Genomic DNA, 13,557 nt, shown 5'->3' with positions numbered 1-13,557 from the left:
TAACTCCCTTTCGCGCTTTGCTTCGGCGGGAAAATATCTCCGTGATGTCCATTTTGTGTTTTATATAGGGAACTTCACCGTACATCTCGAGGCTAAGGATTTTTATGTGCGTAAAGAAAAGGTTCTTATTTTCGATAGCCCGCTCTTTCGAGAACTGGTGGCTAGAGATCTCAAGGTTTTGATTTTGGAAAACAATCGAAAGGTGCTGGTAGCATATAAGGAAAAGGAAAAATTGAGGCCCAATTTGAGATCCCTGGTAATCTCCAGGCCCGTAATTTTGTATCCAAAAAAGGTACCTGCCCCTTTGAAACTTATTTTGGATCGTTCTAACTCAAATATATGGCTGGTGTATAAAAATGAAAAAGTCTCTCTGGCCCAAATTATGTAAGGTTTTTTGGTTTGCACTGATTTTATGGGGGGCGGCTTTCCTTCCGGAGCACGGTTTTTCCGGAGACCTTGCGGGGGTTGAGAGTTGGCGAGAAAGAATTTTTCAAAGGCCGCTCTTTCACGGACCCTCTCGTGTTACTCGCCAGGCTTATGGAAGTTATCTCCAATATCTCAACGCCTTGAGATCTTCGGTGGGTATGATTCCTTTTTCTGAAAATCAGGCCCTGACGCAGGCTGCCGAGTCTCATGCCCGCTACATAGCCACCAACCAGGACATAGGGCACACTGAAACTCCCGGGCTTCCTTATTTTACCGGTGTGACTCCGGCCGATCGAGCTGCGGCCGCAGGCTATAACTATAAAGCAATCGGGGAAAATTTATCCTGGGGGGAGGAAAATTTTCAGGAATCCATAGACGATCTCTTTTCGGCCATATACCATCGCTTTGGTTTTTTATCTTTTTACTTTGACGAAATAGGTTTCGGAAAAGCTATTGATGATAGAGGAACCGTTTATTATGTTTACGATTTGGGCACCAGAAAAGATCCTTCAATCGTGGCTACCGATAACCCTCTCGTGGTGAGATGGCCTCCTCCCGGAGACACCGTTCCTCCGGTCTTCTATGAAGAGTTTCCTGATCCTTTGCCGGATCGAAGCGTAAGCGGATATCCGATTTCCGTACAATTCAATCCTTACAAAGTAAATACCGTACAAATGTTCAGCTTTAACCTTTATGATTCTGCGGGAAATTTGGTTTCTACTTTGTTAATGGATGAAGCCTCTGATCCAAACAGGAGATTTTCCGCTTTTGAATTTGCCCTTTTTCCTCAAAGTAGACTCGAATGGGGAGAGAAATATACCGTAGAAGCTATTTTTAACATAGACGGAGAGACAAAAGATTTTTCCTGGGAATTTTACACTCGTAGTCTCGAATTTCCTTATTATAGGATTGATGCTTTCGATATAGAATTGCCGGTACGCTCAGGGCAGACATATGCTTTTTATTTTGTGCCGGCCAATGGCACCGATCTTATCAGAAGTTATCGGTATAGGTATCCTTCAGGAGTTTCTGTTTCGGCGGATTTTATAGATTTAAACACTTTGAAAATTTCTCTAAATGGAACACTGGGAGAGACGGTTTCTTTCGAGCTTTCTGATGGTCGTACGCTCCGCCTCCGTATAAGCGAAACAGATACCGCCATTTGGCCCGGTTGGGGGAACTGCACCCCCGACGGCGACGTGGCCCCGTTGGGGAACCGTGACGGTCAGGTGAACATTGGGGACGCCCTGGTGGCCCTGCGGTTTGCTTTAGGGCTTGAGACACCAAGCGATGAGGATAAGTGCCATGCGGACGTGGCTCCTATTGAAAACGGTGTACCGGCACCGGATGGACAGATAACTATCGGTGACGCTCTAGTAATTTTACGGAAGGCATTGGGGTTGATAACATGGTAGCTTTTCTTTTATTTCTCTCTTTGTTTGTTTTGTGTCAAACTGTTGCCGCTCAAGAAGTATTTTATCCGTTTTATGCCACCTCAATACCGCCCTTAAGATCTTTTGCTCTTTCCGAATGGGGCGATACCACCGGTATCGTTGTGGAAGCACCCGAAAACACCGTAGCCATTGAAGTTCTTGTGAACGCTCCGGGAACGAAACTTTTGGTCTACGAGATTTCCATCAATGGTAGTGAAATCATATCTAAAACAAAAGTTGGTGAAGCCTTATCCCAAGGGCCGGGATGGCTTAGGGTTCCTGTTCCCAAATTGGATCAAAAGAAGCTTTTTTATTTGAAAATCGATTTTCAGGAAGCCGAAGGCTATCGCCAGGCCGTAATAGCAGATTCTCCCGTCTGGCCAAAAGATGGATTCTGGATGGTTTCAAGAGATAGATGGTTGTGGCGTTTAGAGTGGGGAGAAGATCATCCTTATGGAGGTGTCGACAATTCTGGTCTTGTTCCGAGACCCTTTATTCGTTTTGTTAGAGAAGGTTCCTTTAAACTTGAAAGATTTGAACCACAACCGGGTATCGTTCTTCAAGGAGCAAAGATGCGTTTTAAAATCTGGTGTTTCGATTTCTGTCCCGAGTTGAAACTCGATTTTGAAGGTGATGGAGAATTCGATAGCCGTCTTACTGAAACTGATTCAAGAGTAAGCGAATTCTATCACTCATACCGTAGTTCAGGCATTTACTATCCCAAGGTCTGTAGTGAAGACGAGAAAGAATGTTTTGAATCAGTAGTTGTGGTTGGCCCACCAACTACGGAAATATCCAGTCTCTTTAGTGAAAACTTTGTGGTTTACTGGCCAAAAAGTAAGTCTTTTATAAAACCCTATGCGGAGAGGCTTTTAAAATACTCTCAAAGAGCCAAAGATACCGGGTACTTCAAATACTGGGGATTTGAAAAGGATTGGGCTCCCAATATTGCTGTCTATTATTATTCAACTGACATAAATTTTGCCAGAGAGTTGTGTAATTTGGAATCCGGAAATTCCGACGACAATTATTATAATTGTTCTAATAACGTGATGCTAGCAAGTTATATAACAGGAGTACCTTTTTGGCATCTTTTGGGAGCTATTTCTTCAGGCATCGCGTCAGCGGACACACTTTTACACGAATTAGCCCATGCTCTTGATCATATACTCAATTTATCGCGGGCCTTTGGAGGTGAAAATGAAATCATACCTATGTGGCGGAATGAAGGGTTGGTCGTAACTTTTGCTGGAAACCCTGGTTACGGCTATTCTCAAGATTCCCGCCACGCCACAGCTAAAGAGGTTTTTGAGGCAAGCCGTGTGCTGGAAAACTTTATACACCTGAGATCCGATGAGATATTTTACCGTTGTGGAGGAGCGGCTACTGAATGTTATACCATGTCCACTTCCCTAAATGGTATTATTTTCCCCATCTTTTGGGTGAAAGAGCCGCAAGATAAAATCGTTCAGTACTGGAACCTGCTTGCCTATCAAACCCATGAAGAAGTTTTTCCACAGATTTTCGGCTATAATAACGACGAACTATGGCAGAAACTTTTTATCTGGACTAATGAAAATATTCCTTCTTTCAACCCTCCCGAATTGAAACTATTGGAGAGGGAGAACTTAGAGTTCAGCCTACAGGGGTCTGGCGACTATTTCGTCCTAGTTTATGTAAATGGATCAGCCCATCCCACCCGCAAAATACGGGTTCACAGTCAGCAATCATTTAGTCTCAAGGAATTTAAAAATAACGATCTAAAATCAATCCGACTCTTTGTGCGACAGGTGAAAGACTCAACGGGTGGACTCCCTCTCTTGTCTGAAGCCGGACGAGATTTCCTTCTGGTCTTTGAGCCAGAAACTTCCTACCTTTTGAATCTTACCCAGTACAACGGCGCCTCGGTTATTTACTCTGCGGAAATAAATAATTGGGATTTTTCTCCTGAAGCCATGCTTTACCAAGAAATAAATAATTTTTCTCCTATTCCAGAGATTTTTGTTTACCAAGAAAAAATATGTTTTGATTTCAGGCCATTTACGTCTTTTATTACCGTTGAACCTATAACAGGGCCAGCAGAGTGGTATCTTCCGCCGCCTCCTGAAGACTCCAGTTTCCGTATTACGGTGGCGCAACCCATTGGTGAGTTAGAGGAAGGCTTTTTTTGTTATTCCATTCATAATGCTGATAAGTACGCCTTGCTTCACCTGAGAACTGATTTTGTTCAAAAATACTACGATTTTACCCCTGTAGATCAATATTTAGGGGTAAGATTGCCGGTGGTAAAAGCCTTATATAAAAGGACGTGCACCCCTGACGGTGACGTAGCCCCGCTGGGTAACCGTGATGGTCAGGTGAACATCGGGGATGCCCTGGTAGCCTTACGGTTCGCCCTGGGGCTTGAGAGGCCCTCGGATGAGGATTTGTGCCATGCGGATGTGGCTCCGCTTGGACAGGATGGTAAGCCACAGCCTGACGGTAAAATTACCATTGGCGATGCGGTGGTAATCTTGAGAAAGGCTCTGGGACTGGTTAACTGGTAAAAATACAAAATAATCTGATTGGTGAATGGGGATCAGGACTGGACCGTATAGTTATAGAATTTTTGCTCAGATCCTATCTAATCTTGTTCTGTGTGGTTTAGTCATTTTGGGTTTTCTTTTAACTCCCGGGCGATGTAAAGAAATATACCCAGGTTGTTTTTCTAATCAGGATTGTAAAAAAGGTGAATTCTGCTGGCGGAAGGAGGGTTGTGGTGGTTCAGGAACGTGTGTTCCTCTTCCAGAAGTCTGTATTCAAGTATATGATCCGGTTTGTGGGTGCGATGGACGAACTTATGCCAATGCCTGTGAGGCCCATCTGGCAGGAGTAAATGTGGCCTATGCTGGAGAGTGTAAAAACGGGCCAGAATGTATCCCCGACGGCGATGTGGCTCCACAGGGATCACGAGACGGACAGGTAAATATTGGTGACGCCGTGTTAGCCCTGCGCTTCGCCCTAGGGCTTGAGATAGTGACGGAGGAGGATCGGTGTCACGCCGATGTAGCCCCGCTGGGAAAAAACCAGCAGCCGAATCCGGATGGTCAAATCATCATCGGTGATGCTCTGGTGATTCTGCGAAAGGCTTTGGGCCTGATAGATTTCGGTTCCGGAAAAGAGATCTGGAAACCGGCTCCGGGAACCACATGGCAATGGCAACTAACCGGCGAGATAGATACTTCGGTAGAGGCAGAAATGTTTGATGTGGATCTTTTTGGAACCCCGGTGGAAGTGATACAGGAACTCCATCGCCGGGGACGGAAAGTGATATGTTATTTTAGTGCCGGAACTTATGAGCCATGGCGTCCAGACGCTTCCAAATTTTCGGAGGAGGTTTTAGGTAAACCTTTAAAAGATTGGCCGGATGAACGGTGGCTCGACATAAGGCGGCTTGACCTGCTGGGCCCTATTATGAAAGCCCGTTTAGATCTGGCGGTGGAGAAGGGATGCGACGGAGTGGAACCGGACAACGTGGACGCTTATCAGAACGATAGTGGTTTCCCTCTCACCTATGAGGATCAATTGCTCTATAATCGCTGGCTGGCTGAGGAAGCTCATCGTAGAGGTCTATCGGTAGGTCTCAAGAACGATCTCGATCAGATACCAGATCTGGAATCCTATTTCGACTGGGCTCTTAATGAAGAGTGTTTTTCCTATAATGAGTGCGAAAAGCTTTTACCGTTTGTGAATAATGGGAAGGCAGTCTTTGGAGTGGAGTACGAACTTGATCCTGCTGACTTCTGCGCACGCGCCAACCAGGTGGGATTCTCTTTCATGAAGAAGAGACTCGACCTCGACGCCTGGCGCCTTCCCTGCTGGTAACCCCTTTCTTTCTGGTCTCCAGTCGAGCCTTCGTTCGACCCTTGAAAGAAATGGACCTTATTAAGGGAAATAGTTACTAATTAGTAGAAAAATAGTTACCCTTAAATGAAGGAGATATAACCTAATTCATTATAGGAGGTGTAAAAATGGGTAAAAATTTCCAATTTATACTTATTTTTTTAATCTTCTGGTTTTTGTTCTATTTTCGTCCTATAGATATTTTCGCACAGACCGAAAGGGAATTTTACCTCTCTCCGCCGGGTAGTTTGTGGGGAATACTCCTTGATTCTCCACCTGTACCAGAAGGGGTATCTTCATTTAGGGGCTTTTATCCCGAGAAACTGGCTGAGAGCTTTGAAAATGGAAACTATTACTATTTGATAACTGGTTTTGATGTAGGCTTTGTTAGCACGGGTACCCGGGGGGTTTTAGCTAAAATTAACGAAAACGGAAATTTGGTCTTTATAAGAAGTTATGAACCTGAGGATTTTAATTATGTGAATATGAATGAAAGAGGGAATTGCTTTTATTTTGTAACTCCCGCTAGTGATGGATCGGGTTATCTCCTGGTAGGAGATAATCTGAGAGAGGCGGCCCTCTGGTTTCTTAAGACCGATCCGGCCGGAGAAAAGATCTGGGAAAAGTCTTTCAAACAAGGAGACCTGCACACCTGGGGCACAAAAGTTATCGAAATTTTTAACGGTTATTACCTAATAGGGGGCTTTTCAACCGGGGGTCTGAATCCTGCATCTGAAGGTTTACTCACTTTTATAGAAAAAGATAATCAAGGTGGACCTCGGGGAGATTTTCAGCTTTTGAGAAATTTTGGGGCTCCCGCCAAAGACTTTCTTCTCTCTCAAAATAGACTGATAATAGCTACAGAGGAACGAATACACATATTAAACGATGATTTCTCTACGGCTCAAACTGCAGGCAATGCCTCGTATTATCAAATCATTTCTGTTTCCACAGGCGGTTATGCCGCGGTGGGAGTCAAGGAGACCTTAAACGGGAAACTGGCTCTCGTGGTTGCTCGTTTAGACTCCTCGGGCCGGATCTTGTGGGAAAAGACCTTCGGAGAAAACGAGACCAGAAGTTTTGGAGCCGGCATCGTGGAAACGGAAGACGGAGGGTTTCTGGTAGTGGGAACATGGGCCAATAAAGATTTGTGGCTTCTTAAAATAAGCGGTAATGGGGAAAAAGTGTGGGAGCTGATTTACGACGGGGGAAAGATTGAGAAAGGAAAGGATATTATAAAAACCCACGACGGCCATTACCTTGTGCTGGGAGAAGTTAGTGGCTTTTCGGGCGATCAGGTAGGAACCAAAGCCTGGGTAATCAAACTGCGTGGAGATTACAATCCGATTTATCCTATGGCCAGGTTTTCTTATACTCCGGATCAGCCGATCGTGGATGAAGAGGTTACCTTTTCCGCGGGTGACTCTTATGATCCCGATGGTCAGATCGTATCTTATCTCTGGGATTTTGGAGACGGGAACACGGCGGAAGGAGTACGGGTAAAACATCGTTTTACGGTACCGGGGAATTACACGGTAACGCTCACCGTCACCGATAACGAAAGTCTGGAAGATACCTTTAGCCGGGAAGTCAAAATAAGCCCTATGGCGCTCCGTTGGGAGCGAACTTATGACGGAAGAAATTTCTACTGCGATGTCCTTCGCGCCATGATACCGGACGAGGATGGAGGCTGGGTGCTTACGGGAAGTAGAACCGAACCAAACAGCTCTAGATTGTGCGTAGCTAAGATTGATCGGTACGGCAATCCTGTCTATCGGGAGGATGGAAGTCTTTGGGGGCTTATCCGCTTGTATCCTGAAAGTCTGGATGTGCCGACTACAGGTTGGTATGCCAGCTTTGGGCGGGACATTATAAAGGCTCCGGACGGTGGATATGTAATTCTGGGAACCCCTATGAGGTTGGGGGACCACGATATATGGGTTCTTAAGATAGATGACCGGGCTCAAGTGGTATGGGAGAAGCTTCTGGGCGGAGATAATAGAGAAGCAGGATTGAAGATTGAAGAAATAGGTGATGAAGGATATCTCATCGGAGGAATCACGGAGTCTTTAGCTCAGGGTGGTAATGCCAGACCCTGGCTCATCCACCTGAATCTTCAGGGGGAAGAGGTTGGCAATTACACTTACGAAATGGATCGAAAATCCGCTTTTTACTATCTACTTCCCTTGGAAGATAACGGAGAAAAGAAACTCTTTTTGGTGGGCTGTAAAGGTGTGTCAGATCCTCCCTTCTGGCGCGCCTTTAACTCTCAATCCTGGGCTCTGGCCATGATGGTAGACGAGAACGGTGAGGTCCTGTGGCAACAGGATAATTTGGGAAGCGGATACTACGGGAATTTTCTTACCTGGGCTTACAAACTCGGAGATACAGTAGTAGCTGTTGGAGGTTTTCATGATGGTCGCTTGGGCTCTAGTGATATTCAGCCGGTATTTCTGGAATTCGACCTGGAGACCGGTAGGGTTTTGAGAACCCAGAGATACGAGATACATGCTCATGATAACGGAACCAGACAGGCACATGAAGGATGGATTAACGATGGTATTCAAACCGCAGACGGAGGCTTTCTCTTCGTGGGGACTCTTGATTTTGTGAATGATAGAGATGTATGGATTATTCGAACTGACGCCAATGGAACCCTTCTCTGGGAGGAGATTTTCGGCCGTCCCGACCGGGAAGAGGAAGGGTTAAGGATATTTCCTTCTGGTGCGGGAACTTATGTGATCCTGACTCACTATGGGCTTTTTGAAATCGGACCTCCGGTTTCTTCGTTGAATGCCACTCTGGATATTCTGGGAAATGTTTATCAAGGGGAAGCTCCTTTTGAGGTGTTCTTTGAGATAAGTGTTTCCGGCGGAGTTCCACCTTATACGTATATGTTGGATTTCGATGGAGATGGACAGTACGAGGAAAGCGTCCTTCCTGGCCAGATTCGAGAGTATCCATATACTTACACTCGTTCGGGAATATATCGTCCCCGGCTGCGGGTGCGCGATGCGGTGGGCAATGAAGTGGAAGCCTCTCTGCCCCAAGAATTAGCGGTCTGTGGACCAACGGAGGCGCAGATTACCGCTCTCTTCACCTCCGGGCCGGCACCGCTAGAAGTCTTTTTTGATCTAACAAACACTTCTTGGAGAACTTGTCCTGGGGAAAGTTACGAATGGCATTACGATCTGGATTGTGACGGAGACGGAAACTTCGAAATCTTACATAATCCTACCCAGGTGTGGGAACCCACCTGTGATTACCTATCACCGGGAGTCTATTCCGTGGTCCTCAGGGTCTATAACGGAACTTCTTATGATACCGCCGACGAGCTTTATCGGGATGAGGTTCGCAGAGAGAATTATATCGTGGTTACCGGGATTAAAGCCCCTTCAGAGGTTCAAGTTCAGGAGTCACGGGTTATATCTAATCCCGTAAACGATCCGACCGTAGATTTACAAGAGGCACCTCCGGAAGTGGATCTTCAAGAATCCGAGGCCTTTATTGTTACCGCCACCGGAAATCCCGGACAATGTTACGATTTCGAGGTAACTGTAGAGAGGGAAATAACCGGAGAATTCCATCTTTATAAGCTTCCCGATTGGCGGGAAGTGTCCTATGAACAGCTAAACGAACATACCTTGAGGGTCACTCTGTGCTGCGACCAGAACGGAGAGATTGATCCGGTCTTTGTGCTTGCCAGAAGAAAAGCTACCTGCACTCCTGACGGCGACGTAGCTCCGCTGGGGAACCGTGATGGTCAGGTCAATATCGGAGACGCCCTGGTGGCCCTGCGGTTTGCTTTAGGGCTTGAGACACCAAGCGATGAGGATAAGTGCCATGCGGACGTGGCTCCTCTAGGGGAGGATGGGAAACCCCATCCCGATGGCCGGATCACCATCGGCGATGCCCTGGTGATTTTGAGGAAGGCTTTAAGGTTAGTGAACTTTTAAAAGGACCGGGCGGGATAGCCCGCCCGGTGGGGATCAAAAAGGGGGAGAAATGCTTGGAGTGGTTCTTGGCCTGATGGCTCTCCTTTTTTTAAACCTGGATGGGTTACAGGCGGCTACTTACTACGTTCGTCCGGACGGAGGGACCGCGGAACAGTGCACCGGGCTGGTGGATGCTCCTTATCCGGGAGAGGGCAAAGGACAGCCCTGTGCCTGGTCTCATCCCTTCTGGGCCCTCAAGATCGAAAACGGCGAGGCCCGCTGGAGGATTCGGGGAGGGGATACCCTGGTCATTCACGCAGGAAGCTATGTGATCGGTTACAAGGCGCCGAACACCGAGGGCTGGTGTTATCCGGAGTTTGCTTACGACTGCGCTCTTCCTCCGGTACCCTCAGGGCCGGATGCGGAACATCCCACCAGAATCGTAGGCTACGGCTGGGATTCGGGCTGCACCAATCCTCCGGAATTGTGGGGGACGGGAAGGGTCTGGCAGATACTTAATCTGCGGGGGTCTTCCAACGTAGAAATAGCCTGTCTGGAGATTACAGACCATGAAAGTTGTGCCTACTTTCACAACGGTGGCCATTCTTCGGTGGCCTGCGAGTATGAAAATTCTCCTTTTGGCGACTGGGCTTACGCTGGTATTTACGCTTCAGATTCCTCCAACGTGACTTTGAGGGACTTGAATATCCATGGTCTGGGAGCAGACGGAATAAAAGCCGGGCGTCTTGAAAACTGGCAGGTGGAGAGGGTAAGGATCGCGGGAAACGGCTGGTCAGGATGGAACGGCGACCTGGACGGTGCCCCCTCTTCTAATCAGGGGCAATTGTATTTCAAAAATTTCATTGTGGAATGGAACGGTTGCGTGGAGACCTATCCCGAGGAGAGGCTCGAACATTGCTGGGCGCAGTCCCATGGGGGTTACGGAGATGGAGTAGGAGTAGCCCGATCAGGAGGAACCTGGATTTTCGAAGACAGCCTCTTTCGCTACAATACCTCCGACGGGCTGGACCTTCTTTACGTGGGAGTGAACCATCCGGATAGTTTCATCACCCTCCGTCGGGTTCAGGCTTACGGGAACGCCGGTAATCAGCTCAAGGTGGGAGGTCCGGTGTATATAGTTAATTCTATAGCTATCAGTAACTGTAACTATTTTACCAATAAAGATTTTGCTCAAGAGATGGGAGATGTGGCCAGTGGAGACGCCTGCCGGGCCGGAGGAGCGGCCATCTCCGTTTCCATGAATCCCGGGGATCAGAGTTATATCATCAATACCACCGTAGTCTCCGAAGGGTGGGCCCTGATAGAAGTCTATTGTCATACCCACGATTTTCCCGAGGCACCACCGTGTAACGGTTCGGAGCGCCTCCATCTCTTCAACAATATCTTTTTCGGTTATCGGAATGTCACCGTCACGGGCCGGGAAGACTGGCCCGATCTTATCGGAGACGGAGATCCAGAGGGCCGTACCCGGGCTGAAACCATTGACTATAATCTTATCTATAGAGCGGATATACAGATGGAGATCGGATCCCACAATATTCAGGAAGATCCTCTCTTGCGAGAGGAAGAAGATATCAATCGCCTCGACGCCCATCTTCAGGAAGGAAGTCCCGCCATAGATAGAGGGTTACCCGTGGGCGCTATAGAGGGAAGGATTCCGGAAAGGGATCTGGAAGGGATTTCTAGACCTCAGGACCAGGGCGTAGATCTTGGAGCTTATGAATTTCGAGAAGGAGAAATTTGCACGCTCGATGGTGACGTGGCTCCGCTGGGGAACCGCGACGGGGAGGTCAATATCGGAGACGCCCTGGTGGCTCTGCGTTTTGCCCTGGGGCTTGAGACGCCAAGTGAGGAGGACCGGTGCCATGCGGATGTGGCCCCCCTCAGAGCAAACGGCCAGCCGCAACCGGACGGCAAGATTACCATCGGCGATGCGTTGGTGATATTGAGGAAGGCCCTGGGATTGGTGAGTTGGAACGGAGGAAACACCGATAACGGAGGAAACGGCGGAGGTGAAGGTGGTAGTAAGGCCGGAGAGTATGTGGTGATCGCCTATAACGATCCGGGTATGCATTGTATCAATCAGGATTATTCTCAACTGTCCATTCTCCCTCCTTTCAACACCCTGATAGCTCAGGTCATAAGAAAAGGGGAACATCCGGAGATAGTTACCCAGGGAATTTGGGTGGAGTATCGTCTCTTGGAGAACACCTCTTGTCGGGGAACTAATTTTTGGGACTATGTTAAGAAATTTTTTTGGATGGATGTTCAGTTATGTACCGGACTTACGGGAAAGACCCTTCAGGGCGTCATGGAGCTCCGGGGGGATCGTTTCTTAGCGGAAGGGCTGCCGGTAACGCCTTTTGACAATAATGGGAATTTCAATCCTTATCCGCTAGTAGAGGTAGTAGTAAAGGATGAGGCTACGGGAGAAGTACTGGCCACCACCAGGACGGTGGTACCGGTGTCTCATGAGATGCACTGTGAGAAATGTCATGAAAGGAGTGGCGGTGCGGATACTATGAGAAATATTCTTCTTAAACACGACGAAGAGGAGGGCAGGGAGTGTCCACCCAATTGTGGAAATTGTAAAATGACCAAATCACAAAAAGGAGGGTGGACACCATGAGCAAAATTCAGAAGGCCACTAAGCCACAGGAAGTACAAGCCACCATCAAAGAGTTTACTCGAGAATTCCTGGGAGAGGTTCTGGAAGCCGAACTGGAAGAGTTCTTAGGCTACAAGAAGTACGAGCGCTCTGATTCGGACAATTATCGGAACGGCTACACTCCCAAGAGCGTGAAAACCACCTGTGGCCCTATTGAGCTCCTAGTTCCCAGAGACCGGAAAGGGGAATTTGAGCCCCAACTTATCAGGAAGCGTCAAACCATGCTTGATGAGATAGAAAATCAGATAACAGCCCTTTATGCCAAGGGTATGAGTACCCGAGATATCCAGGAGATTCTTTCTGATATGTATGGTTTTGACGTAAGCCCTTCTCTGATTTCCAATATCACAGACCGGATTCTGCCCAAGATCAAGGAATGGCAAGCCCGTCCACTCAAAGAAAAATATTTTCTACTTTGGATCGATTGCATTTTCTACAACATCCGAGAGGATGGCCAAGTAAGGAAGAAAGCCATCTATGTAGTTATAAGTATAGATCTTGAAGGCTACAAGGAAATTTTGGGCTTTTGGATAGACGGGACAGAGTCTAGCCGATTTTGGCTAGGAGTGCTCAATGATCTTAAGGCTCGGGGGGTAAGAGATGTCTTCATTTTCAGCGTGGATGGGTTAACAGGGTTAGATAAAGCTATAGAGGCAACCTTTCCGAAGGCGGATATTCAGAGGTGTGTGGTACACCAGATCAGGAATTCTTTGAGATATGTTTCCTGGAAAGACAAAAGGGAGCTGGCCAGAGATCTCAAGAAGGTTTACGGGGCCCCTACACTTGAGGTAGCCGAAAGAGAATTTGAAGATTTTTCGGCCAAATGGGGCGAAAAGTATCCCCATGTGGTAAAGAGCTGGGAGGCGAATTGGGAGGCTTTAACGACGTTTTTGAGGTATCCGGTTGAAATAAGGCGGGTAATGTATACCACGAACATCATAGAGAGCGTAAACAGCAAATTTCGGAAGGCAACAGCGGGCAGGAGGGTTTTTCCGACAGAGGAGTCTCTGCTTAAGTGTCTATACATGGCGGCCATGGAGCTTGAGAGGAAATGGCGCCGCCCTATTAAGGATTGGCCTTCAATTTACGCCCAGCTCTCAATTTTATTTGAGGATAGGCTATAATGGGATTTACACAGAAGGGTGGACAGTCCCGGAGGGCACTGATCTTTTCAATAACCGGCCTGTTCTCT

General features: G+C 47.5%; 7 protein-coding genes. All 7 read left to right on the top strand.

Annotated elements, in window-relative coordinates; all coding sequences use genetic code 11:
- Window positions 1-55: 55 nt before the first annotated feature.
- The 7 genes from TDIS_RS11155 (at window position 56) to TDIS_RS05100 (ending at window position 13,489) form a co-directional block, all read left to right on the top strand.
- Window positions 56-388, top strand: coding sequence for a hypothetical protein (locus tag TDIS_RS11155; protein ID WP_068670008.1), 333 nt, complete (start codon window positions 56-58; stop codon window positions 386-388).
- Window positions 357-1,841 carry a CAP domain-containing protein gene (locus TDIS_RS05125; RefSeq protein WP_068670005.1) on the top strand — a complete coding sequence of 495 codons (1,485 nt, stop codon included), beginning with the start codon at window positions 357-359 and terminating at the stop codon, window positions 1,839-1,841. The genes TDIS_RS11155 and TDIS_RS05125 overlap by 32 nt, the downstream gene beginning before the upstream one ends.
- Window positions 1,835-4,405, top strand: a complete 2,571-nt coding sequence (locus TDIS_RS05120; RefSeq protein WP_068670003.1) for a dockerin type I repeat-containing protein — start codon at window positions 1,835-1,837, stop codon at window positions 4,403-4,405. Before TDIS_RS05125 ends, TDIS_RS05120 begins: the two co-directional genes overlap by 7 nt.
- Window positions 4,406-4,430: 25 nt before the next feature.
- The gene (locus TDIS_RS05115) at window positions 4,431-5,723 is read left to right on the top strand and encodes an endo alpha-1,4 polygalactosaminidase (protein ID WP_084270971.1); all 1,293 of its coding nucleotides are present in this window, start codon (window positions 4,431-4,433) and stop codon (window positions 5,721-5,723) included.
- 146 nt (window positions 5,724-5,869) lie between these two features.
- Complete coding sequence (locus TDIS_RS05110) at window positions 5,870-9,697, top strand: PKD domain-containing protein (RefSeq protein ID WP_068669999.1); 3,828 nt, start codon at window positions 5,870-5,872, stop codon at window positions 9,695-9,697.
- Window positions 9,698-9,746: 49 nt separating this feature from the next.
- A complete protein-coding gene (locus TDIS_RS05105) occupies window positions 9,747-12,326 on the top strand; it encodes a choice-of-anchor Q domain-containing protein (RefSeq protein WP_068669997.1) in 2,580 nt (859 codons plus the stop codon).
- Entirely contained in the window at window positions 12,323-13,489 is a 1,167-nt protein-coding gene (locus TDIS_RS05100; RefSeq protein WP_068669995.1) for an IS256 family transposase, read from the top strand. Before TDIS_RS05105 ends, TDIS_RS05100 begins: the two co-directional genes overlap by 4 nt.
- The last annotated feature ends 68 nt before the right edge of the window (window positions 13,490-13,557 follow it).

This window comes from Thermosulfurimonas dismutans (genome assembly GCF_001652585.1).
Lineage (GTDB): Bacteria > Desulfobacterota > Thermodesulfobacteria > Thermodesulfobacteriales > Thermodesulfobacteriaceae > Thermosulfurimonas > Thermosulfurimonas dismutans.
This window is presented reverse-complemented; position numbering and strand designations above follow the sequence as displayed.